Below are 25220 nucleotides of genomic sequence, written 5' to 3' on the forward strand. Positions count from 1 at the left end.
ATTCCAAACATTTTCGGATGGGGGGGGGACGGTCGCCGGGGCCCGTACGGGGGGCGCACCATGTTATCACCCGTTGAGGCTATCCGGGCCGCGGGGCGGGGGGGGGGGGCCCGGGGCCCGCGCCCCCCGCCCCTCGGCGTTCTTCACCACCGGCCCGTGAGGTTCAGCGGTGTGGATTGCCCTGGTCCGGGTCGTCGTCGGGGGTCTGCCATCCGTCTCCGCGCTGGGCGGGTTCGGCGGTGCCGCGAGGCACCCGCGACGGGTCCTGCACCGAGGTGGAGATCCGGCGCCGGGACGCGCGCCGGCTGCCGACGAGGAACGCGGCCAGGAGTCCCGCGACGACCACGACTCCCGCCACGATCAGCCACAGGGAGCCGGTGGAGGACGCGGCCAATGAGGTCTCTGCTTCGTTGATCATGCGGTGCGGGTACCCGTACCGGCCGTGAATCCTCACCTGCCACGGTCACGGCACCCGTCTGGCGGACCCGGCGGCCCTCCGGCGGACGCGGCAGCATCCCCGGTCGCCGGGCGCTTCCCGCGGCGAGCGCTCGGCCTGCGGCTTTTGCCTCCGACCGTGCTCGCGGACAACGCCGTGGCGCATTTCGCGGTCAAGGTGTAACGCCATCCCGTGACTTGAGCGGAATACGCCGAGCGGAAATCATCGAGTACGCGTCCGCTCCCTGCGGAACGCCTCACGCTACACGGCACGTTCACGGTTCTCCGCGTTCTCCCGACCGCCGTGGCATCGACCGAGGTGGAGTCATGTCTGCTGCCCAGCACACTTCGCTGCCATTGACGGCGGCCCAGAGCGGGGTCTGGTTCGCCCATCAGCTGAACCAGAATTCCCCCGTCTACAACGTCGGTGAATTCGTGGAGATCCACGGTCCGGTCGACGCGGGGCTCTTCGGGACCGCCCTGGAACAAGTGGTGCGCGAGGCCGGGACGTTGCACATCCGACTGACCGAGGACGCGGAGGGACCGCGCCAGGTGCTCGGCACCCCGGCCGCGCCCCGACTGCGCACGATCGACGTCGCCGGTGAACGCGACCCGGAGGCGGCGGCGCACGCGTACATCTCCGGCCAGATGGCCCGGCCCGTGGACCTGGCGGACGGCGAGCTGTACTCGTACGCGCTGATACGGCTCGGCGACGACCGGTACTTCTGGCACCAGCGCTACCACCACGTGGTCGTCGACGCGTTCGGGGCCGCCGCCCTGACGGCGCGGGTCGCGCGCGTCTACACCGCTCTGGCCGCCGGGGAGAGCACGAGCGAAGGGGCCTTTCTCCCCCTCGCCACGCTGCTGGACGACGAAGCCGCGTACCGCTCCTCGGAGCAGTACGCGAAGGACCGGGCCCACTGGGGGGAGCGGTTCGCCCGCCGGCCCGACGAGACCGCGACGTTCGCCGGATCCGGCCGCGCCGCTCCGCCGTCGGACACCTTCCTGCGACGCACGGCGACCCTCTCCCCCGACGTGCTGGACGGCCTCCGGTCCACCGCCCGGGCGTCCCGCACGACGTGGTCGGCGATGATCGTCGCGGCGGCCGCCGCCCATCTCCACCGTGTCACCGGAATACGTGACATCACGCTCGGAATTCCGGTCAGCGCACGGCACGGGGCGAACGCACGACAGGTTCCGGGAATGGTGTCGAACGAACTCCCGCTGCGCGTCAGCATTTCCCCGGACACGACGGTCGGGGAACTCGTGCGCAATGTCGCCGTGGAACTCAGGAGTCTGCTGCGGCACCAACGCTATCCGTATGGAGATCTGCGCCGGGATCTGCGGCTCCTGGACGAGGGACGCCATCTTTTCGGCCCGATGGTCAACATCATGCCGTTCGATTTCGACGTCACGTTCGCCGGGAATCCGATCACCGTTCACAACGTGTCGAACGGCCCGGTCGGCGACCTGTCCCTCGCCGTCTACGAGCGCTCCGACGGCAGCGGCCTGCACTTCTCCTTCGACGCCAACCCCGCGCTCTACGAGGCCGGTGAGCTGGCCCTGATCCAGGAGCGGTTCCTCGCTCTCCTGACCGCGATGGCCTCGGCCGAGCCCGGACTGCCGCTCGGCCGGCTGGACACCCTCACCCCGCCCGAGATCGACGCGGCCCTGGCCGTGGCGGGTGCGCCGGCCCGCCCCGTCGGTCCGGCCACCGTCACCGACGTGTTCGCCGCGCAGGCCGCCCGCACCCCCGATGCCATCGCCCTGGTCGAACAGGGCCGTTCCATGACGTACCATCAACTCAATGCCTCAGCAAACCAGTTGGGCCATCTGCTGACCGGCCTCGGCGCGGGGCCGGAACGGTGCGTGGCCCTCGCCCTGCCCCGCTCCGCCGACACGGTCGTCGCCATGCTCGGAGTGCTGAAGGCCGGCGCGGCCTACGTGCCGCTCGACCCCGACCATCCTGCCGAGCGCACCGCGCAGGTCCTCGCGGAGGCGGACCCGGTCCTCGTCCTGACCACCAAGGCGCTCGCCGACACCCTGCCGCCGGCCCACGCCACCCAGGTGCTGCTGCTGGAGGACGCCGGGCTCGGCCTCCCCGGGCTGCCCGACAGCGACCCCGCCGACACCGACCGCACCGGGCCGCTGCTGCCCGCCCATCTCGCGTACGTCATCTACACCTCCGGTTCCACCGGCCGCCCCAAGGGTGTCGCCGTCGAGCACCACAGCCTGAGCAACCTCTACGAGCACCACCGGCGCGTCTTCATCGAACCGGCCGTCGCCGAGGCGGGCGGCGACCGTTTCCGGGTGGCGCTGACCAACGCGTTCGTCTTCGACGCCTCGTGGACGGCCCTGCTCTGGCTGGTCGCCGGACACCAACTGCACGTCATCGACGACGCGACCCGCAGGGACGCGGGCGCACTCGCCTCCTACGCCGACCGGCACGCCGTCGACCTCCTCGACACCACGCCCACCCACGCCCGCCAGCTCCTCTCCGCCGGGCTGCTCGACGGCGGACACCGGCCCCGGGTCCTGGTCCTCGGCGGCGAGGCCGTCCCCGACGACCTGTGGACCGAGCTGCGCGCCACCCCCGGTCTGACCGCCCGCAACGTGTACGGGCCGACCGAATGCACCGTCGACTCGATGTACTGCGACCTGCGGATCGCGACCGCCCCGGTGATCGGACGCACGGTCGACAACCTGCGGGCCTCCGTCCTCGACACCGCCCTGCGCCCCGTCGCGGACGGAGCGACCGGCGAACTCTTCCTGGCGGGCGCCGGGGTCGCCCGGGGCTATCTGGGCCGCGCCGCGCTCACCGCGGAGCGGTTCGTCGCCGACCCCTTCGGCGCACCCGGCGAGCGCATGTACCGCACCGGCGACCTGGCCCGCCGCGGCCAGGACGGACTCCTCCGCTATGCGGGACGCGCCGACACACAGGTCAAGCTGCGTGGGTTCCGGATCGAGACCGGCGAGATCGAGTCGGTGCTCGCCACGCATCCCGCCGTCGCCCAGTGCGGTGTCGTGGTGCGCGAGGACGGCTCGGCGGTCCGCCGGCTCATCGCCTACGTCGTCCCCGCCCCGGGCCACCGCGCCCCGGCGGCAGTCGAGTTGAGGGGGCACCTCGCCGCGACCCTGCCCGAGTACATGGTCCCGGCGGGCTTCGTCACGCTCGATGCGCTGCCCCTCACCCACAACGGCAAGCTCGACCGGAACGCCCTGCCCGCCCCGGAGATCACGGCAGCCGCCGACAGCCGGGCCCCGCGCACCTCCGCCGAAAAGACCCTGTGCGCTCTGTACGCCGAGCTTCTCGGCGTACAGAGCGTCGGCATCGACGACAGTTTCTTCGCCCTCGGCGGCGACTCGCCCCTGGCGGTGCGCCTCGCGGCCCGGGCCCGGGAGGCCTCCGTGATCGTGCGGCCCCGTGACGTGTTCCAGCTCAAGACCGTTGCCGCGCTCGCCGAGGTCGCGGGGAACGCGGAGCCGGCCGAGCGGCGCCCTATCGGCATCAACCGCCTCCTGCTCGACCTCGACCTCGCCGACACCGCGGCACTCGTCGCCGCGCACCCCGGCCACAGCGACGTCCTGCCGCTCACCCCGCTTCAGGAGGGGATGCTCTTCCACGCCCAGTACGAAAGCGACGGCGACGGCGGCGAGCGGACCTCGTCGGTCGATCCGTACGTCGCGCAGTCCGCGTACGAACTCTCGGGCCCTCTGCGGACGGAGCTGTTGCGGGCCGCCTGCGACACCGTTCTCGGTCACCACGACTGTCTGCGGGCCGCGTTCACCCGCACCGCGTCCGGCCGTGCCGTGCAGGTGATCACCGATGTGTCAGCCGCCCCCTGGGACGAACGTGATCTGACCGGGCTGCCCGCTGACGTACAACAGCACCGCATCGAGGCCGAGTTGACGGCCGACCGCGCCCGGCCCTTCGGCATGGCGGACGCCCCCCTGGTCAGGTTCCTGCTGGTGCGGCTGTCCGCCGAGCGGCACGTCCTCGTCTTCACCGGTCACCACATCGTCCTGGACGGCGCGTCGCTCGCCCTGGTGATGGACGATCTCCTCGGCGTCTACGAGGCGTTGTGCGGCGGAGCGCTCGCCGCCGGCATCGCGGTGGCCGACACGGGATCGGGTGTCACGCTCCGGGACTACGCGGCCTGGCTCGCCGAGCAGGACACGCCGGCCGCGACGGAGGCGTGGACCACCGCTCTGGGGGGTGTGGAGGAGCCGACGCTGCTGATGCCGGATGCCGGAGCCGACCGGCCCCCGGTCCTGCCCGAGGAAGTCCGGGTGACGCTCGACGCGGCCCGCACCACCGCTCTGGCCACGGCCGCCCGGTCCCGTTCGCTGACGCTGAACTCTGTTGTCCAGACGGCCTGGGCGGTGACGCTGGCCCAGCTCACCGGCCGTGACGACGTGCTCTTCGGGACGACGGTCTCGGTGCGCCCCGCCGACCTGCCGGGCGCCGACGAGCTGGCAGGTCTGCTCATCAACACCGTGCCGGTACGGGTGCGTCTGGATCCGGCCGAACCGCTGGAGAGCCTGTCGGCCCGCGTCCAGGACGAGCAGGCGGCCCTGTCCGCCCACCACCACCTGGGCCTGGCCGACATCCGCAGGCCCACCGGGCTCGACCGGCTCTTCGACACCTCCACCGTCTTCGAGAACCACGCCGGCACCACCCACACCCCCGCCGACACGACAGCCTCGGGCCTGACCGTCAGACCGACCCGCAGTTACGGCGCCACCCACTACGCGCTGACCCTGATCGCCGAGCCCGGTGCGGAACTGACCCTGCGGCTCGCCCACCGGCCCGACCTCGTGGACCGCGCCGCGGCACTGGCCGTCGCCGAGCGGGTCGCCCACTTCCTCGACGCCTTCGCCTCGGCGCCCGGCGCCTCCCTCGGCACCGTGCACCTGCTCTCGGCACCGGAACGGGCGCGCGTGTTGGTGGAGTTCAACACGGCGGACGCTCCCTCCTCCGACTCCTCGCTCCCCCGGCGGATCGCCGACCAGGCGGCGCGCACTCCGGACGCCGTCGCCCTCACGGGCTGCGGCGGCACCCTGACCTATGCTGAACTCGACCAACGAGCCTCCCAGTTGGCTCACCGGCTGCTCGCGCTCGGTGTGCGGCCCGAGGAGCCGGTGGCCGTTCTCCAGGAGCGCTCACCCGAGTTGATCGTCTCCCTGCTGGCCGTGCTCAAGGCGGGCGGCGCCTACATGCCGCTCGACCCGCGCTCCCCCGTCGACCGGCTGCGCGCCATGACGAGGGGGTCCGACGCCCGGATCCTGCTGACCGACCGCGCCTCGCGTGAGGCCGCTCAGGCTCTCGCCCCCGAACAACTCCTGGTCGTGGACGGGCCGCTCTCCGGCCTCACCTCCCCGGCCGGCCCACTGCCCGACGTCCGCCCCGACCAGCTCGCGTACGTCCTCTTCACGTCCGGATCGACGGGCGAGCCCAAGGGCGTCGGAGTCACCCACCGCGCGGTCCTCGACCTGGCGGGCGACAGCGCGTTCGCCTCACCGGCGCACCGGTCGGTGCTCCAGCACTCCACCCAGGCCTTCGACGCGGCGACGTACGAGATGTGGGTGCCGCTGCTGAGCGGCGGGCGGGTCGTTCTCGCGCCCCCCGCCGAGCTGGACGGCCCCGGCCTCGAACAGCTCGTCGCCGCGCACGGCGTGACCGCCGTGTGGCTGACGGCCGGCCTCTTCCGGCTCCTGGCGGAGGAGTCGCCGAGCAGTTTCGCCGGGCTGCGGGAGGTGTGGGCGGGCGGTGACGTCGTCCCCGGCCAGGCCGTGCGCCAGGTGATGGACGCCTGCCCGGGACTGACCGTCGTGGACGGCTACGGCCCGACCGAGACCACCGTCTTCGCCGCCCGTCACCGCATGCGCCCCGGGTACGAGATCCCGGGCACGGTCCCGGTGGGGCGCCCGCTGGACGGCATGAGCGCTTACGTTCTCGACAGTGCGCTGCGCCCGGTGCCCGTCGGTGTCGCGGGCGAACTGCACCTGTCCGGGGCGGGACTTGCCCGCGGGTACCTGAACCGGGCGGGGGCGACGGCCGAGCGCTTCGTCGCCGACCCGTTCGGCCCTCCGGGCGAGCGCATGTACCGCACCGGCGACCTGGTCCGCTGGACCGGCGAGGGCGAGCTGGTGTTCCTCGGCCGGGCCGACGACCAGATCAAGATCCGTGGGTTCCGCGTCGAGGCCGGTGAGATCGAGGCCGCACTCGTGCGGCATCCGGCGGTGGCCCAGTGCTGCGTCCTCGCCCGGGAGGACAGTCCCGGCGTCAAACGGCTGGCGGCCTATGTCGTGCCGTCCTCCGGGAGCGAGCCGCCCACGGCAGCCGAACTCCGTTCCCACCTGGCCCCGTTGCTGGCCGACTATCAGGTGCCGGCCGCGTTCGTGCCGCTGGCCGCGCTCCCGCTGACCCGCAACGGCAAGATCGACCGGCGGGCCCTGCCCGCACCGGAGTTCACCGCGGCCGGTGACGGACGTCTGCCCGCCACCCCTCGGGAGGAACTGCTGTGCGCCCTTTTCGAAGAGGTCCTCGGCATCGAGGGGGTCGGCCCCGACGACAGCTTCTTCGCCCTCGGGGGCGACTCGATCGTGTCCGTCCGGCTGGTCGCCCGGGCCCGCCGGGCGGGACTCGTCCTGACCGCCCGTGACGTCTTCACCTTCCACACTCCGGCCGCCCTCGCAGGGGCGGCGTCCGACCTGGCACCGGAGACCACCGAGTGGACCGGGGAGCCGGAGCTGCCCGCGATGACCCTGCCCGACCTCGAACTGGACGAGCTGGTGGCCGAATGGGAGTCCGCGAAGTGAACGCGACACCGACCATGACACCCCCGTCCACGGCGGGCAAGCGCCCCGACCTCGACGTCCTGCCGCTGACGCCCCTCCAGGAGGGCATGCTCTTCCACGCGCTCTACGACGACGAGGGCAGTGACGTCTACACCGTCCAGACCTCGCTGGAGCTGACCGGGCCGCTCGACACCGCCGCGCTGCGGGCGGCGTGCGGGGCCCTGCTGGACCGGCATCCCGCGCTGCGGGCCGGGTTCCTCCAGCGCGGCAGCGGCCAGGCGGTCCAGATCGTGCCGCGCGCCGTCGACGCACCGTGGGCCGAGGAGGACCTCAGCGGCCTGCCCGAGGCCGAACAAGGGCCCGCGCTCGACCGGATCACGGCCGAGGACCGGGAGCGCCGCTTCAACCTGGCTGCCCCTCCCCTCGTACGCTTCCGGTTGCTGCGCCTGACCGCCGAACGTCACGTGCTGCTCTTGACGAACCATCACATTCTGCTGGACGGATGGTCGTTGCCCTTGGTCCTGCGTGACCTGTTCACGCTCTACGAGCGCATCGGGCGGGGTGACGGCGCGGCCGGCCTGGACCCCGCGCCCTCGTTCCGGCGTCACCTCGCCTGGCTGGCCGGGAGGGACCTTCGGGCCGCGGAGGACGCCTGGCGAGCGGCACTGGGCGACTTGGACGAGCCGACGCTGGTGGCACCCTCGGGAACGCCGCACGGCGCGGTCTTCCCGGGACGCGTGACGACCCATGTGTCCGAGGAACTGACCGCGGAACTGGGCCGGTTCGCCCGCTCCCGAGGACTCACGGTCAACACCCTCGTCCAGGTCGCCTGGGCCCTGCTGCTGGCCCGCGTCACCGGCCGGCAGGACGTCGTGTTCGGGGCGACCGTCGCGGGGCGACCCCCGGAGGTACCCGGCGTCGAGGAAACCGTGGGCCTGTTCATCAACACCGTCCCGGTGCGGGTGCGTCTCGACGCTGCCGAACCGCTGGGACGGCTGCTGACCCGCGTCCAGGAGGAGCAGTCCGCGCTGCTCGCGCATCACCATCTCGGCCTCGCCGCCGTGCAGCGGCTGACCGGACTCGGTGATCTCTTCGACACCGCCGTGGTGTTCGAGAACGCGCCCTTCGACGAGGAGTCCGTCAACCGGACCTTCGGCGGACTGCGCGTGGGAATCCTGGAGGACACGGCCACCACGGGCACGATGCACTACCCGCTCAGTCTGGTCGCGGTGCCCGGACGCCGGCTGCGCCTGGACCTGAGTCACCGCATGGACGTCCTCGACCGCCCGGCCGTCGAGGCACTGGCCCGAGGTCTCGTACGCCTCCTCGCAGCGCTGGTGGCCACCCCCGAGCTGCCCAGCGGCCGGGTCGACGCACTGGACGCGAGCGAACAGGCGGGGCTGCTGGCCGCCGGCACCGGGCCGACCGTCCCCCTGCCCGACACCACGCTGCCGGAGCTGTTCGCCGAGCAGGCCGCCCGCACACCGGAGGCGACCGCCGTTCTCTTCGAGGGCGCGGCGATGACGTACGGCGAACTCGACGCCCGCGCGACCCGGTTGGCCCACGCGTTGAGGGCCCGTGGCGCGGGCCCCGGGCGGGTCGTCGCGGTCTGCCTGCCGCGTTCTCCCGACCTGGTGGTCACGCTGTACGCGGTGCACAAGGCGGGCGCGGCCTACCTGCCGGTCGACCCGGACTATCCCGCGGACCGGGTGCGCCACATGCTCGACGACGCGGCCCCCGCGCTCGTCGTCACCCCGGACGTCCACGACGCCCTGGTCGAGGCGGCCCAGGAGACGGGCGCCGTGGGGGAACTGCCGCGTGTGACACCGGGGTCCCCCGCCTACATGATCTACACCTCCGGGTCGACCGGCCGGCCGAAGGGTGTTCTCGTCCCGCACGAGGGCATCGTCAACCGCCTGCTGTGGATGCAGTCGGCGTACGGGCTGACGGCGGCCGACCGGGTGCTCCAGAAGACCCCGTCCAGCTTCGACGTGTCGGTGTGGGAATTCTTCTGGCCGCTGATCACCGGAGCCACGCTGGTCGTGGCCCGCCCCGAGGGGCACAAGGATCCGGCGTATCTCGCCGACCTGATACGCCAACATGACATCACCACAGTGCACTTCGTGCCGTCCATGCTGGAGTCGTTCCTCCACACGCCGGACGCGGCACGGTGCACGAGCCTGCGGCGGGTGATCTGCAGCGGTGAAGCGCTGCCCGCCGCGCTCGCCGACCGTTTCCACGGCCTGTTCGACGGCTCACGCACCGAACTGCACAACCTGTACGGGCCGACCGAGGCCTCCGTCGATGTCACCCACCGGCGCAGCCGGCCCGGTACGCGGACGGCGTCCGTGCCCATCGGCCGGCCCGTCGACAACACCCGCGTCCACGTCCTCGACGCAGGACTGCGGCCCGCGCACCCCGGCGCCCCCAGCGAGCTGTACCTGGCGGGCGTCCAGCTCGCCCACGGCTACCACGGGCGCCCCGAGCTGACGGCCGAGCGCTTCGTCGCGGATCCGTTCGGGCCGCCCGGGTCACGGATGTACCGCACCGGCGACATCGTGCGCTGGACCGAGAGCGGCGAACTGCTCTATCTGCGGCGGGCCGACGACCAGGTCAAGATCCGCGGCTTCCGCATCGAACTCGGCGAGATCGAGTCCGTACTGGCCGGCCACCCGGCCGTGCACAGCCAGGCGGTCGTGGTCCGGGAGGACCAGCCGGGCGTCAAGCGCCTGGTGGCGTACGTCGTACCGGCGGGCCCGGAGCACCCCGAGCACTCGGCGGGCTGCGATGGCGCCGAGCTGCGGGCCCACTGTGCGGCCGAACTCCCCGAGCACATGGTGCCGCAGGCGTTCGTCATGCTGGAGAGGCTGCCCCTCTCGCTCAGCGGGAAGCTGGACCGCAAGGCACTGCCGGCACCCGCCTTCACCGCCGCCGGCGGCCGCGAACCCGAGGGTCCGGTGGAGGAACTCCTCTGCCGACTCTTCGCCGAGGTACTCGGTGTGCCCGGGGTCGGTCCGGACGACGGCTTCTTCGAGCTGGGCGGCGACTCGATCCTCTCCATCCAACTCGTCGCCCGTACCCGCAAGGCGGGGGTGGTGATCACGCCGAGAGACGTGTTCACGCATCGGACGGTGGCCGCCCTCGCACGGGTCGCCACCCCCGTGGACACCGTGCCGTCCGCCGAGGCCGACGACGCGGGCACGGGCGAGGTGCTCCCCACTCCCATCACGCACTGGCTGCGCGAACAGGGCGGCCCCGTCACGGGTTTCCACCAGTCCATGGTCGTGCGAGTACCGGGCGCGCTGCGCGAGGAGGACCTGGCCGCCGCACTCCAGACGGTCCTCGACCGGCACGACGCGCTGCGCCTGCGGCTCGGTGACGACAACGGCGCCTGGACGCTGGGGACTTCGGCTCGCGGCACCGTAAGCGCCGCCGACTGCCTCACACGCCACCGTGTCGGGACCCGAGACGACCTGAGGGAGGCCGTGACCCGGGAGTCCGAGACGGCCCGGCGGACTCTGGACCCACGGCTGGGGCGCGTACTGCGGGCCGTCTGGTTCGACCGTGGCGAAACGGAGCCGGGCCGACTGCTCCTGATGGTGCATCACCTCGCCATGGACGGCGTCTCCTGGCGCATCCTGCTGCCCGACCTGGCGACGGCATGGCGGGCCGCGGCCGACGGCAGGTCCCCGGACGCCGCGCTCGACCCCGTACCGACCTCGCTGCGCACCTGGTCGCGGCTGCTCTCCGAAGCCGCCCACGATCCGGCGCGCATCGCCGAAGTCCCGCTGTGGCAAGCCGTGTCGGAGACCGACGACCCGCCCATCGCGGACCGCCCGCTCGACCCGGCCCGCGACACCTACGCCGACCGCCGGGACCTGACGCTGACGCTCCCCACCGAACAGACGGCCGCCCTGCTGACGGCCGTACCCGAGGCGTTCCACGCCGGGATCGACGACATCCTGCTCACCGCGCTCGCGCTGGCCGTGGCGCACTGGCGCGCACCGGCGGCGACCACATCCGTCCTCGTCGACCTGGAGGCCCACGGCCGCGAGGAACTCGCCCCCGGCGTCGACCTTTCCCGCACCGTGGGCTGGTTCACCAGCCTGTATCCGGTGCGCCTGGATACCGGGGCCACGGACTGGGCGGTCGTGTGGGCGGGCGGCCCTGGGCTCGGTCGCGCTGTCAAGGCCGTCAAGGAACAGCTGCGTGCCATTCCGGACCATGGGATCGGCTACGGGCTCCTGCGCCACCTCAACGCCGACACCGGACCGCTTCTCGCGGCACTCCGCACTCCCCAGCTCGGCTTCAACTACCTGGGCCGGTTCGGAGCGGGGCACGCGGGCGACTGGGAGGCGACCGGCGAGACCGACGCCGTGACGGCACCGGCCGATCCCGCCATGCCACTCCCCCACGCGGTGGACCTCAACGCGGCCACCGAGGACCGGCCCGACGGGCCGCATCTGGTCGCCAACTGGTCATGGCCGTCAGACCTGTTCACGGAAGGCCGGATACGCGAGCTGGCCGACACCTGGTTCCGGGCCCTGCGCGCGCTCGTCACCCATGCGGCCTCCGCAGGCGCCGGCGGGCACACGCCCTCGGACCTCGGGGTCGTGGCCATCGCCGGTGAGCGGCTGGAACAGGACGAACTCGACGCGCTCGAAGCCCGCTGGTCGCGTCAGACCCTGACCGACGTACTGCCTCTGTCCCCGCTCCAGGAAGGGCTGTTGTTCCACGCCCTGTACGACGAGGAGACGCTCGACGTCTACAACGTCCAGCTCTCCCTCCAACTCGACGGGCCGCTCTCCTCGTCCGCCCTGCGCGCCGCCTGCCAGGACCTGGTCGACCGGCACGCCCCGCTCCGCACGACCTTCGGCACCCTGTCCTCCGGCACACCCGTGCAGACCGTATTGCGGGACGTGGAGGCGTCCTGGGCCGAGCACGACCTGAGGGGGCTGGACGAGGAGGCGCGCGGGATCCGCCGTACGGAGATCCTGGCCGCGGACCGGCTCCGCCGGCTTCCCGTGGACGCGCCCTCCCTCACCCGGTTCACCCTCCTCCAGGAGACGGAGGACAGCCACACCGTACTGCTGACCGTTCATCACATCCTTTTGGACGGCTGGTCGATGCCGGTCCTGCTGCGCGACCTCTTCGCCCTGTACGCGGCACGCGAGGAGGGCGCAGGCCACTTGCCGAGGCCGCTGCCCGGACCCACCGTCCGGGACCACCTCGCCTGGCACGCCCGCCAGGACGCGGACACCGCCGAGAAGGCCTGGCGGGAGGCGCTCGGCGGTCTCGACGGACCCACGCTCCTGGCGCCGGAAGCCGCTCGGGCGGGCACACCGCTTCTTCCCGAGCGGATCACTGCGGAGCTGACCGGGCCGGAGACGACGGCGCTGACCGAGTTGGCCCGGGCGAGCGGCGTCACCCTCAATACCGTGATGCAGGGCGCCTGGGCGCAGGTACTCGCCGAGGCGACCGGGCGGCACGACGTCGTCTTCGGAGCCACGGTCGCCCTACGTCCCGCCGAATCGCCCGGTGTGGAGAACGGCGTCGGGCTCCTCATCACGACCGTGCCGGTGCGGGTGCGCCGGGAGGACGGGGAGTCACCGGCCGCGTTCCTCGTCCGCCTCCAAAACGAGCAGGCAGCTCTGGCACCCCACCACCATCTCGGTCTGCCCCGCATCCAGGCACTGGCCGGCGATGGCCCGCTCTTCGACACCTCGACCGTCTTCGAGAACTACCCCGCCGACTCCGGGGAGGTCCGGGCCGGACGCGTCCGCGTCTCCGGTCTCGAAGGACGCGACGCCTACCACTACCCGATGAGCCTCATGGGCGTGCCCGGCGAGCGCCTCTACCTCCAACTGAGCTACCGGCCGGACCTGTTCGCCCGCGGCACCGCCGAGCACACCATGAGCCGGCTGCGTCAGGTGCTCGCCGCGTTCACGGGCCGACCGGATCTCGGCGAGGGGGGTCCCGTGGAAGCCGTACAGGCTCTGTTCGCGGAGATCCTCGACGTCGAACGCGTCGGTCCTGACGACGACTTCTTCGCGCTCGGCGGCAACTCCCTGCGGGCACTGCGCCTCACGGGACGTCTCCGCGCGCTCGGTCGTGCACCGCGGCTCGCGGTACGGGCGGTGTTCGACCGGCCCACACCACGGGCTCTGGCGCGCTGCCTGCGCTGACCGCTGGTCGGGAGGCTCACAGACGGCGGCGGTCCCGCCTCCCGACCTGCCGGCCCTCACCTCCACCTCTCTTTCCACCTCGACGTCGACCTCGTACGCCAGGCCTGTCTCTGCCATGCCCTGGTGACCCCGTGAGCCCGGGCGGCCCTGCGCCGCCCGTCACCTGCCCACTCCACCGGAACCGGCGAACGCCATCTCCGGCAGACACACGACAGTCAAGGAGACACCCACCATGAACAGCCCCTTCGACAACCAGGACGGCTCCTTCCTCGTTCTCGTCAATGACGAGAACCAGCACTCCCTGTGGCCCGCGTTCGCGGAGGTTCCCGCCGGCTGGACTGTCGCCCACGCCGAAGGCACCCGCCAGGACTGCCTCGACTACATCGGCGAGCACTGGACCGACCTGCGTCCCCGGAGCCTGGTCGAGGCCATGGCAGCCGACGCCGCCACCGCGCGGTGAGCGTCCCGCTCACGGTTCCGGCCACGGCCTTCCTCGCCCGGACAAGTCAACTCGGCCTCTTCTCGGCGGAGACGCTCATCCTCCTCGACCGGGACGTCGCCAAGGACCACATCGGGTTGGTGATGACGGCCGCCGCGGCGGGCGGAGCCCTGGCACAACTCGCCGTGAGCCGCTGGGGTCACCGCTGCCGCACGACCCGGATCACCCTTCTGGGCACCTTGCTGCAGAGCATCGGCTGCCTGGCGTTCGCCATCTTCACGACCTGGTGGAGCCTGGCCGCCGCCGACTTCCTGGTGATGGCGGGTGGCGCGCTGACCGGCACCGGACTGCGCGCCACCCTCGCCACCGACCGGCTCGACGTATCCGACCCCTCCGCGGGACGCCCCCCGGGGCGTTCCACGGAGGCGGAAACGGAGCGGACCAGTCGTCTGGAACGCGCCTACGGCCGGTTGACCGCCGCGCAGATGCTCGGTGCGCTCACCGGTCCGCTCGGCGCGGGCGCCGCACTGCTGCACGGCAGCGGCGGGGCGGCCTGGTATGCCACCGCCGTCGGCGTCGCCGCCATGGCGGTGGCAGGCTCGGGGGTGCGACGGGAAAGGGCTTCGGCGCCCACCCGGCCGGACTCACCGCCCCTTGCCCGATCCGGGGCTCACCCGGCATCGCCCTCCGCCCAGCCGAGCCAGGGGGCACTCGTCCGGCCCGGGCCGAACTCGGCACCGGTCGCTCCTGGGGCCCTGTTCGGGCTCGTGTGGCCGGCGCTGGTGCTGCTGTTCGGGATCACCGCCCTGTACGGCGGCTACTCCGTGGTCTGGGCCGTCTACCTGCGCGGGCTCGGAGCCGCGGACTCCGTCGTGGCCTGGTCGATGGCATGCCTCGCGCTCCCGGCGCTCCTGCTGTCACCCGGGGCGGGGACACTGCTGCGCCGGGTTCCCCGGACGACGCTGATCCGCTGCGCCGCGCTTCTCCTCGGCGGCTCGGCGTGCCTCTACCCGCTGGTCGACGTGACCGGGGTGGCCGTCGCCCTGTCGCTCGCCGAGGGCTTCCTGCTCGCCGTCGCGCTGCCGCTGATCTCCGCGAAGGTGGCGCGTGACGCGGGCCCGGACCGTACGGCCAAGGCCTTCGGCGCTCTCGGTGCGGCGGACGCGCTCGGCAGCGGCCTCGGTACGGCGGTCGCCGGTGTGCTGCTCGCGCAGGGCGGTGCGGGTCTCGCCTTCCGGTTCAGCGGCGTGCTCTGCCTGGTGTGCGCCGCGCTCTCCCTGATCCCGATGCCCGCCGCGTCCGCCGGCCCGTCATCGACCTCCCCCTCACTCCCCTCCTCGCCGTCGGCTTCTCCGCCCGTGACTTCCCCTCCCCCGCCCTCGGCCTCCCCCACATCCACCTCACCCCACCTCAACTCCCCTTCAGAAAACGGCAGGTCCAGACATGTACCACGGCATACCCCTCGAATACGGGCTCTCCGCCGCTGAGACGGAACAGATCCAGGAGGCGCTGGCCCGCTTCCGCGAGGGGGCACTGTCCCCCGCACAGCCCGCCTTCTACGACGAGCACTGGGACGCCGCGCTCCACCTCCCGGCCGGACTGCGCACCTTCCTGGAACAGTTCCGCCGCACCGAGCCGGCCGCGGCCCTGGTCATCCACGGATTCCCGGTCGACGACGAGGCCGTCGGTCCCACGCCGGCCCACTGGGAGGACGTACCCGTCCAGGGCGCGGTCCTCGACCAGGAGCTCTTCCTCGCCATGGTCGGTACCGCCCTCGGTGACCCGTTCACCTTCTCGACCCTCCAACTGGGCCGGGTGACGCAGAACCTGCTGCCGATCCGCGGTGACGAACTGCGCCAGAGCGGGCACGGCAGCGAATGCCTCCTCGAGTTCCACACCGAGGACGGATTCCACCCCGGCCGCGCCGACTACCTCCTGCTGTTCGGCATGCGCAACCACGAGCGCGTGCCGACCATCGTCTCCTCGGTACGCGACGTCAAGATGAGCGACGAGACCGCGGACCTGCTGCGCTCGCCCCGGTTCCTGATCCGCCCCGACGACGAACACGTACGCCAGCTCCAGTCACGCCACCCCGGCCATCCCGCCCTCGCCCGCATGCTGCGGATGCAGAACGACCCCGAGCCCGTGGCCGTGCTCTCAGGCGAGCACGAGCGGCCGTATCTGCGCATCGACTACCCGTTCATGACCTGCGTCGGCGAGGACGGCACCGCCCAGGAGGCGCTGGACGAGCTGATGGAGGAGCTGGAGCGGGTGCAACTCGACGTCGTCGTGGAACAGGGCAGCCTCGCGGTCGTGGACAACTACGTGGCCGTGCACGGCCGCAGGGCGTTCCGCGCGACGCACGACGGCACCGACCGCTGGCTGAAGCGCATGATCGTCAGCCGTGACCTGCGCAAGACCACCCCGCACGCCTCGCCCGGGAACACCCGCATCCTCTTCTGACCCGCGCCCGGTACGCCTCACCGTCATCCCCTCAGGAAAGGGACATCCACAGATGCGCACCATCGTCGTGACCGGTGGCTCCAGCGGTATCGGCCGGGCCACCGTCGAACGCTTCGCCCGTGCGGGCGACCGCGTCGTCAATCTTGACATCGCTGAACCGCCGGGCGAGCAGGGCGAGTTCGTCACATGGGTCCGCTGTGACGTGGCGGACTGGCAGGCCGTGGAGGACGCCCTCGCCCAGATCCACCGGGACCACGGATGCCTGGACGTGGTCATCGCCAACGCCGGCATCAGCATCCGTCACGGTGTCCTCGACATCAGCGAGAAGGACGCCCGCCGGGTGGTCGACGTCAATCTGCTCGGCACGCTCGGCCTGTGGCGCTCCGCGGCCCGCCTCATGGCGGACCAGGACACCGGCGTGCTCCTCGCGACCGCTTCGGTCAACGGCCGCCGCGGATACCCCAACTACGCCGACTACAACGCCACCAAGGCCGGCGTCATCGCCCTCACCCAGACCTTCGCCCTGGAACTCAGCCCCCGTGTACGGGTCGCCTGCGTGAGTCCGGGCGCCGTCCTCACGCCGATGCAACTCGCCGAGTACACCGGCGAGATGCTGGCGGACGTCAACGCCCGCATCCCGGCCGGGAGGCATGCCGACCCCGCCGAGATCGCGTCGGCCTTCTTCTACCTCGCCTCACCGGACGCGGCGTTCCTCACGGGCCAGGAACTCGTCATCGACGGCGGCGAGACAGCCGGTGCGACGACCGCAGAGTGGGGCACCGCCGAACGGGCCTGACCGACCACGCACCACCGGTCCCCGCCCGGCTCCGCAGCAGGGCGGGGACCGGCCCCCATACGACCCCGCACGACCCTCCACCCGCTGTACGAACCCGCACCAGGAGAAGAAGAGGCCACCATGACCGCGATCACCGATGGGCCCGTGGCAGGGCCCTCGCCCGGCGGCACCGACACGGTCGCGCCCGAGACGTTCCGCGAGGCGATGACCCGCTTCGCCGCCAGCGTCACGGTGGTGACGGCCTACGACACCGACGCGCCGGTCGGCTGCACCGCGACCGCCGTGTTCTCCCTGACCGACCAACCGCCCACCATGGTGGTGTCACTGACGTCGGCGAGCAGCACGCTCCGGCACATCACCGCAGCGGGTCTCTTCGCCGTGAACGTACTGCCGTGGCCGCTGCGCGCCCTGGCCGACCGGTTCGCGCGGCTTTCCTCCAGGGAACGGTTCGAAGGAGTCGAGCACACCGGCCGGTTCGGGGCACCACTGCTCACCGGTGCGGTAGCCGGTCTGGTGTGCCGCGTCACCCGCCTCGTGCCGCTGGCGGACCACACGTTGGTGGTGGGTGAGGTGCTGCACGTACGGACCGAAGACCACGAGGACCCGCTGGTGCACTACGCCCGGCGCCAGACCCGCCCGGAGGCCTGAATGCACCCGACCTCCTCGCACCGCACAACTCCGGAGGCCACACCTCCACCTGCATCGAACGCAGGTCGCTGGCTGCGCCGTTACGGACCGCCGCCCACCACGACCAAGGGCAAGGCCAAGGCCACCCTCGTCTGCCTGCCGCACGCGGGTGGCGCACCGACGTTCTTCCGCGACTGGCCGACTCTCCTTGCCCCGTCCCTCGACGTGGTTGCCGTCTGCTACCCGGGACGACAGGACCGATTCGACGAACCGTGCATCACCGACATGACGGTGATGGCCGGAGAGGTCGCCGCCGCACTGGCCCCCCTGGCGGAGCGCGGGTCTCTTGCGCTGTTCGGGCACAGCATGGGTGCGGCCGTGGCGTACGAGGCGGCTCGACTGCTGCAGTCCCGGCACGGGGTCCGACCGACGCACCTGTTCGTCTCGGGCCTGGTGCCCCCGCACCGGATGCTTCCCGGCACCCGTCACCTGAAGAGCGACGCCGCCCTCGCGGCCGACCTCCTCGAACAGGGCGGAACCGACACCCAGGTGCTGGCCGACGAGGAGCTGAGGGCCCTGGTGATGCCCGCGGTCAGAGCGGACTACCAGCTGATCGAGACCTACCGGCACACCTCCGCGCCCGGGCCACTGGACGTACCGATCACCGCGTACCACGGGCAGGACGATGCCCGAACACCCCCGACCGCCATGCCCGACTGGCAACTCCACACCCACGCCCCCACCACGACCCGCTCCTTCCCGGGCGGCCACTTCTACCTCCAGCAGCACCGAAGAGAGCTGACGACAGACATCCGGGCCCGGCTGTTGGGGTCGCTGTGACCCGCTCGGGTCTCGAACCGGCGCCTCGCTCCGCGCCGGCTCGATGACGTACTCCACGTCGCGGGGCGAGTCATAAGATTGGGCGGACCGAGCGCGCCACCCGAAGTCCGGGGCCTGGAACGCGCCGACGGCCGTGACGCCCCACCGGGCACGCAGATCGGCGGGGTGATCGCAGTCGACGGTACTGCGACCGCCACCGCCCGCCCGACACTGCGCACCGAGGGGCCGAGGTATCAAACAGCGCACCCCTGTGCGAATCTTTCGGCGGGTCGGTGCACCGCTCGACCGCAGCCGCGGGTCCTGGAGGGCACCATCCGATGACGAATTCAGATCCGACCACAGGCAGGCAACCCGACCCATACGCGGGCCCACAATGGCACCCTGTGTCCGGCCCTTACCTCTCGGCCGGCGGACCAGTGCATCCGCCGGCAGTATGGAACGCTGCCGCCATCGCCGCGCTGGTCCTCTCACTGCTGTCGTTGCTGTTGCTTCTCGGTCTCGGCCTGCTCGGGCTGCTTGTGTCGTTGATCGTCTTCACGCCGCTGGCGCTCGTTTTCAGCATCACAGCCGGCATCCAGATCGGCCGACGAGGCCAGCGAGGCATGGGCTTGGCCGTCACGGGATTCCTCCTCGCGCTGCCAGGATGGCTGATCACCGCTTTCCTGTTGTGGTGATCGCGCTCTCCCACGCCCGCCCGTTCTGGGACGGCATCCCAGCGCTGGAGTCCACGCCGAGGCCTGCGCGTTCCTCGACGAGGACCCGCGCACCTGGGATGCCGTCCACGGCGCGTACATCGGTGGGCGCTCACTGTCGGTGACTGCATGGCCGTCCGGTTCGGGGACCGGTACGTCGTCATCAGTGGGAACCCCGACAGCACGATCAACACCCGCAAGTCGCCCGGCACGTCGCCCCGCGCCCCTCGTTGCCACTCAACTTGGAACGAACCCTCAGCTGATGTCTAGGGAGCGGATCGCCAGTTGGGGAGCCTCTCGAAGTGCACGTCATAGCGGTCTTGCTCAGGGATGAGCGAGTCGAATTCGACTTCACCGCGGCTGATGGCAGCCAACTGCTCGAAATAGCCGAACCGCTCGATGCCCGGGCTCAGGACGACGAACACATCCGCTTCCTCGTCCTCAGCCGCTCCGAAAACGTGAGGCAGGCCAGGAGGGACGATGACCAGGCCGCCTTTCCCCACCGTCGCCAGGGTGTCGCCCAGGCGGAAGAGCATGGTCCCGCCGAGCACGTAGAAGAGCTCGTGGGACAACTTGTGATGGTGCGGAGGAGCGCCATCGGCACCGTTCGTGAGAGTGAGACGGCTGGCACTGACCGCACCGCCGTCTGCGAGCAGCTCGAACCCGCCGTTCGAGAGCGTCGCTCCGCCCGCCTCATCAGGCCGTACGACCAGGGCAGGGGTCTTGGCTTCCATCGCGACTCCTTCGAGAGTTATCGCTTGAAAGATCCACATAACACAGCCAGCGCCGTGATGCTCAGCGGTCCCATCAGGCACTCACGACCGGCGCTGCATCCACCGGTCAGACCCCACCATTCTACCGACGGGACCCGACCTTTTCGCCTCAGCCGCCGTTGCACAGGCCCGCACGCCCTCGCGCCCTGAACCCCTCGCCCCTAGTGCTCCAGCAGGATTTTGCTGTCTGACCTGCGGGTTTCGCCGGGCGGCTGGAGCGTGGCGGTCTTGTCGTAGCGAGTGGCCAGGGCCGCGCCACTGCTAGCCGTTCGAGGCGGTGCCGCCCTCGTAGGCGTCGAGCAACTCGTCCCAGTGCTCGGTCGCCCATTCGCACGCGACAGCCAGCGGTCCGAGGGCGCTGCGCCCCAACGCTGTCAGCGCGTACTCCACCCGCGCTTTCGGGTCGGCGTGCACCGTGCGTGACACATACCCGTTCCGCTCCAAGCCACGGAGCGACTGGGTGAGCACCTTCGGGGTGACACGGCCCAGTGGCACGCGGAGCTCGGAGAATCTGCGCGGGCCGTCTTCCAGACAGCGCAGCACCATCGGGGCCCACTTGTCGCCGAAGCGGAAAGGCAGCAACGGGGACGGGCACAGCTCGTCGAAAAAATCGGGCGGAAGCGGTGTCCGTTGCGTCATCCAGGGGTCTCCCGTCTCCGGTCTTGGTATCCAGACGGTGACCAACCTTCTGGATATGTTCGAGAGCAGCGACGCGGCGGAAGCTATTCCCCGTTGGGCAGGATCATCGTGGTTGTCTGGGCGGGCGAGGCCCGCCCGTTCGGCCATCCCCACCGATCCCCCTCCCTCTTCCTCCGGCCGGAAGGCGGCCGACTTACCGCTGTCCACCCGTCGTCCGTCAGGCAAACGTCCAACGAGCTGTTCAACCCGCAAAGGTAAGGCAGAACATCATGCGTGCAGCCCGCTTCCACGAATACGGCGGAGTCGAGAGCCTGGTGATCGAGCAGGCCTCCGACCCTCATCCTGGGCTTGGTGAGATCCGCGTCCGCGCCGCAGCGGCCAGCGTCAATCCCATCGACTGGAAGCTGCGCGCCGGCGCGCTGCGCCAGCTGATCCCCCTCGAGATGCCCGCCATCCCCGGGCGCGACGCCGCCGGCGTGGTCGACGAAATCGGCGACGGAGTGCAGGGGGTGAGCATCGGCGACCGCGTCTTCGGCCTCGGCGGCGTCACCGGCGCGACCGCGGAGCTGGTCCTCCTCTCAGCCTGGGCCCCCGCGCCCGACGAGTGGAGCAATGAGCAAGCCGCGGGCGCCGGCCTCGCGTCCGTGACCGCGATGCGTGGCCTGAACGCGCTCGGCTCCCTCGCGGGGCGCACCCTTCTCATCGAGGGCGCCGCCGGAGGCGTGGGCAGCGCGGCCGTCGAGATCGCCGTGGCAGAGGGTGCCACCGTGATCGGCACAGCCAGCGAACGCAATCACGAATTCCTCACCTCTCTCGGCGCCATTGCGACCACATACGGACCCGGCCTTGCCCAACGCCTCGCCATCCTGGCTCCGCACGGCGTCGACATCGCACTGGACACCGCGGCCTCCGGATCCCTGGACGACCTCGTCGCGATCACAGGCAACCCCAAGCACGTCGCGACGGTCGCCGACCACGCGGGCGGACAGCGCCTGGGCACACATGTGGTCAACGCGGACAACGACTCCACCCTCCTGTCCACGGCAGCCCAACTGGGCCGGCACGGCCGCTACACACCTCGGATCGAACAGACCTACCCCTTGGAGCGGATCGCCGAGGCCCACGCGCACGCCGAGCGCGGACGCACACGCGGAAAGATCGTGATCTGCATCTGACAGACGCCGTCGGAAAATCTCCGTACTGGAGACCCTGCGCAAGCGCCGATGGTCACCCACCAGCGGCGCCTTCTCGGCAGTTGCACTGAGGGTCCCGAAGCCGGACACCCGAGACCGCCCCAAGCCCTGCGACACCAGCCCACCCGGCTGTGCGCGGCCGCCGCACCGGGCCAGGACCTGCCACCGGGCACCCGCCCGCACGCCGACATCGCCCTGGACGGACTGTGCGGCCGACCGCTGACTGCAATCGTCGGCCGTTGTTCCAACCGGGCCTCGGGCACTTGGCCGACCGCGCCTTGGCCGGGCGGGCACGGTACTGACTGTCCCGTCTCACTGACCTTGACCGATCTCACCGAACTTTGATCGGAGCCATAGCCGTGGATCGCTGGGCGAGGCAGCGGTCCGTCGCGAAGGATGTGCGCCGTGTATGTGCGCCGTGTACGACACTTTTCGATACCGCTACCTCCACGCCGACATGGGCTTGGCCGCAGATCTAGGGGCCGACGCGTACGAGACGGACGACACCCCGCCTCGGACCGAGCTTCTCATCAATCGCTCGCCGTACCCACGGCTGCCTGTGGATCGGAGCCCGTACTGGCTGAACGTTGCGTGGCTTGCTTTCGGTACTGCCCTGCACACGGAGCAGTTGACCGCTGCCAGGCCCTAATCCTCGATGTCACTGCGTTCACATCCCCCGGCGCCGACTACCGTTCCGAGGTCGCAGCTCTGGCCCTCGACGGCTGGATTCACCGCCGCTTGGGGTTCGCTCCCTGCGGCGCCGCAGTGACGTACGATCGCCCCTCTCACCGTTTCACCTTCACCTTCACCTGGCCACGCTCAACAACCCCCCTTGCAGACGAGGTTGCCACCGGGCTCCGCGCGAGTGAAGGGTGACTGTCGAGTGCTCCCCGGTGTTCGACACGTGCAACGGGGCCGTGGCGGGCCCAGAGCTACGCCCTCCACGACGACCCTCATGGTCAGGTCGACTGCCTTTTGCCGCTGTCTGTCGGTCCGAGGCATCGGGTGCCCGAATCCCCTGCTCAATCGCGAACCCGGTCAAAGGTCGGTGAGATCGGTCAAGGTTCAGTGAGACGGGACACTGACGCTCGACGCCATCTTCATCGACGCAGACTTGGGTCGGCCCACGAGCCCTTGACCGCCTCACCTGTAGCCGGTCTGGAGGCGGGTTGTCACGGTGGCGACGAGGATCACGCCGTCGAGTGTCAAGGCCGCCCACGCCCCGCGTCTCATGCCTCCAGGAGCTCCTTGATCGACGCCGGCGTGTATCCGCGGTCGAGGGGGTTCGCTGTCTGCCGAAGCTCCGCGCGTCGGGGCGAGCGTTGCGGCCGAATGCGTTCACCGTCTGGTGAGCGGGAGGCTGAGGACTCCGCGGTCGTGTCCGACGATCAGGTCCGGCCCCGCGGTGGCCAGACAGGTGAGAGCCGCTTCCAGGGCGATGTTGTCCACCGTGCCGGTCTCCGGCTCCCATACCCGCAGTCGGTGACCGTGACGGGTGCCCGCGACCAGGACCGTGCGCCCGCCCTGCAGGGTGGTGGCGGTGATGACCGGCAGGCCGGCGGTGCCGGTGGAGGCGGGCAGACCGTCTCCGATCGGGGCACCGGTGGCCGGGTCCCACAGCATGACCACGCCACGGTTGTCTCCCGTGGCCAGCACGGTTCGGTCGGGCGTGGGCACAGCCGCCACAGCCGCCACCCGGTGGTCGGCATCGGCGAGTGCACGCGCGTTCAGTTGCACGGCCGCGCCGGGCTTCCAGGGGTCGTCGACGGCTGGATCCCACACGTGGAGGCGGCCTGCGGTGTCCGAGGCCGCGATCAGCGTGTGGCCGGCGGAGATCGGGACGGCGGCGATCGACTGGATCGGACTGCCATAGGGGTTGAGGCGCCCGACGCAGTCACCCGTGTTCGGATCCCACATCCGGACCGCGCCTCGGGGAGTAGCCGTGACGAGCAGGGTGCGGCCGTCGGGGATGGTCGCGGCGCACATGCCCGTCACCCCGCCGGGCCAGTCGCCGGCCGGTTCGCGCACCGGCTGCCCGGCGTAAGGGTTCCACACGGCGATCGTCCCGGTGTCGCCTCCGCTCGCCAGCAGGACGCGGCCGTCGGGCAGAGGCAGGGCCGTCATGGAGCGTATGCGGTCAGGATGTCCTGGCAGCGGGTCATGGATGCGTCGGCCGTCGGCCACGTCCCACAGGCCCACCATGCCTCTGTCCCCGGCGCCGGCCACGAGCGTCGGCTGACCGGGGCGGGACACCACCGTCAAGGAATCGACGCCCCCGAACGATCCGGGCGTGGAATCAGAGAACACGGCGATACGGCCCCAGGGTGTGCCGTCGGCCGCGAGCACCACGTTCCCGTCCTGCCGGAACCGGTTCGCCGCTCCACCTGTTCGGCCGACCGTCGCCGAGTCAGGCGACCTGCCGGCGTCTGTAGAAGCGATCGCCGGACGCTCCTGAGGGAACGCGCCGTTCGGGTCCTCTGCCAGGCCGTCGGCGATCGTCCAGGTCCGCTCGCAGTCCCAGCAGCGGAAGTGTCCGGTGAGCGACATCAGTTTGCGGGCCCATTCCCTCGCTGCCCGCCGCGGGCTGCCTTTGACCGCGACCATGCCGGCGACGAGGCACAGGACTGCCTGCCCCGGCGTTTCGTCGGGAACGCCGACCGCCGCAACCTCGCGTCCCACCCGCAGGAAGGGCTCCCACCCCTCCCCCAGCGCCTCATCCGGCAACGCTGTGGCGACCTCGCGCCATGGATGGTCTTCCGCACGGATGCGAGCGGGATCGAGCAACTGCGGAGCCTCGAAAGGCGGATGCACCAGTTCCACGAAAAAATCAGGGACCTCGGTGTCGCTCTCACACCCGGGACACACCAGCTGAAGGCTTCTTTCCCCGGGATCGCCAAGCCGCCACAACGCTTCGCCCGTGTGATGGCCGGCGAAGGCCACGCAGGAGAGCACGAGGTGGGCGCAGACCTGTGCGGAAGCGCCGGCGGAAAGGAGGCTCCGTATGGCCGCCCCCTCGGCCGCCCGCAGTGCTGCGCTGAATCCTGCCTTGAGGTCGGCCGGGACGGGGGGCCTGTCCTCCGCGGTCACGATGCACCCCAGGTCCACCCAGAAGTCCACGGACTGCCCCGGAGGCAGGGCCGCTGCCGCCTCGACGAGATGAGGCAGGGCCGCGTAGGCGCCGTCGGCGACGGTCCCGTCGTCCAGCAGACCACCGGCCAGGTAGGTCCAGGTCTGTCTCCACGCATCGCCGTCCTTGGTGTCAGCCGCGGCGGCCAACTGCTCCAGGAGTGCTTTCACCTCGTCGGCCGTCACACCGTCAAGGTCGCGCCAACGAGGG

14 protein-coding genes are annotated in these 25220 nt (G+C 71.3%); 10 read left to right on the forward strand and 4 right to left on the reverse strand.

All coding sequences use genetic code 11. The features are described from left to right. Nucleotides 1-163 precede the first annotated feature (163 nt). The gene (locus ACIRQH_RS37725; protein ID WP_388881652.1) at nucleotides 164-418 is read right to left on the reverse strand and encodes a DUF6479 family protein; all 255 of its coding nucleotides are present in this window, start codon (nucleotides 416-418) and stop codon (nucleotides 164-166) included. A 344-nt stretch (nucleotides 419-762) separates the two neighbouring features. Between ACIRQH_RS37725 and ACIRQH_RS37730 the strand changes: the two genes are divergently transcribed. The 9 genes from ACIRQH_RS37730 (at nucleotide 763) to ACIRQH_RS37770 (ending at nucleotide 19260) form a co-directional block, all read left to right on the forward strand. Then, a complete protein-coding gene (locus ACIRQH_RS37730; RefSeq protein WP_404229734.1) occupies nucleotides 763-7257 on the forward strand; it encodes an amino acid adenylation domain-containing protein in 6495 nt (2164 codons plus the stop codon). After that, nucleotides 7254-13421, forward strand: coding sequence for an amino acid adenylation domain-containing protein (locus ACIRQH_RS37735; RefSeq protein WP_404229736.1), 6168 nt, complete (start codon nucleotides 7254-7256; stop codon nucleotides 13419-13421). The genes ACIRQH_RS37730 and ACIRQH_RS37735 overlap by 4 nt, the downstream gene beginning before the upstream one ends. Before the next feature lie 232 nt (nucleotides 13422-13653). Further along, nucleotides 13654-13881, forward strand: a complete 228-nt coding sequence (locus ACIRQH_RS37740) for an MbtH family protein (protein ID WP_388881661.1) — start codon at nucleotides 13654-13656, stop codon at nucleotides 13879-13881. Then, on the forward strand, nucleotides 13878-15347 hold the full coding sequence (locus ACIRQH_RS37745; RefSeq protein ID WP_404229739.1) for an MFS transporter: 1470 nt from the start codon (nucleotides 13878-13880) through the stop codon (nucleotides 15345-15347). Before ACIRQH_RS37740 ends, ACIRQH_RS37745 begins: the two co-directional genes overlap by 4 nt. Further along, complete coding sequence (gene gntD, locus ACIRQH_RS37750) at nucleotides 15304-16323, forward strand: guanitoxin biosynthesis L-enduracididine beta-hydroxylase GntD (RefSeq protein WP_388933043.1); 1020 nt, start codon at nucleotides 15304-15306, stop codon at nucleotides 16321-16323. The genes ACIRQH_RS37745 and gntD overlap by 44 nt, the downstream gene beginning before the upstream one ends. A gap of 52 nt (nucleotides 16324-16375) precedes the next feature. After that, nucleotides 16376-17119 carry an SDR family NAD(P)-dependent oxidoreductase gene (locus tag ACIRQH_RS37755; protein ID WP_404229742.1) on the forward strand — a complete coding sequence of 248 codons (744 nt, stop codon included), beginning with the start codon at nucleotides 16376-16378 and terminating at the stop codon, nucleotides 17117-17119. 120 nt (nucleotides 17120-17239) lie between these two features. Then, complete coding sequence (locus ACIRQH_RS37760; protein WP_404229744.1) at nucleotides 17240-17767, forward strand: flavin reductase family protein; 528 nt, start codon at nucleotides 17240-17242, stop codon at nucleotides 17765-17767. Then, nucleotides 17768-18586, forward strand: coding sequence for a thioesterase II family protein (locus ACIRQH_RS37765; RefSeq protein WP_404229746.1), 819 nt, complete (start codon nucleotides 17768-17770; stop codon nucleotides 18584-18586). Nucleotides 18587-18969: 383 nt separating this feature from the next. Further along, a complete protein-coding gene (locus ACIRQH_RS37770; RefSeq protein WP_388881679.1) occupies nucleotides 18970-19260 on the forward strand; it encodes a hypothetical protein in 291 nt (96 codons plus the stop codon). Nucleotides 19261-19544: 284 nt separating this feature from the next. Here ACIRQH_RS37770 and ACIRQH_RS37775 read toward each other — a convergent pair whose 3' ends face one another. Next, entirely contained in the window at nucleotides 19545-20012 is a 468-nt protein-coding gene (locus ACIRQH_RS37775) for a cupin domain-containing protein (RefSeq protein ID WP_404229749.1), read from the reverse strand. A 300-nt stretch (nucleotides 20013-20312) separates the two neighbouring features. Next, entirely contained in the window at nucleotides 20313-20690 is a 378-nt protein-coding gene (locus ACIRQH_RS37780) for a winged helix-turn-helix transcriptional regulator (protein WP_388881686.1), read from the reverse strand. Nucleotides 20691-20959: 269 nt separating this feature from the next. Between ACIRQH_RS37780 and ACIRQH_RS37785 the strand changes: the two genes are divergently transcribed. Beyond that, a complete protein-coding gene (locus ACIRQH_RS37785; RefSeq protein ID WP_404229752.1) occupies nucleotides 20960-21865 on the forward strand; it encodes an NADP-dependent oxidoreductase in 906 nt (301 codons plus the stop codon). 1356 nt (nucleotides 21866-23221) lie between these two features. Here ACIRQH_RS37785 and ACIRQH_RS37790 read toward each other — a convergent pair. Continuing rightward, entirely contained in the window at nucleotides 23222-25195 is a 1974-nt protein-coding gene (locus ACIRQH_RS37790) for a WD40 repeat domain-containing protein (RefSeq protein ID WP_404229755.1), read from the reverse strand. Between the last annotated feature and the right edge of the window lie 25 nt (nucleotides 25196-25220).

Origin of the sequence: Streptomyces sp. NPDC102279 (assembly GCF_044766365.1) — a bacterium.
Classification (GTDB): domain Bacteria; phylum Actinomycetota; class Actinomycetes; order Streptomycetales; family Streptomycetaceae; genus Streptomyces.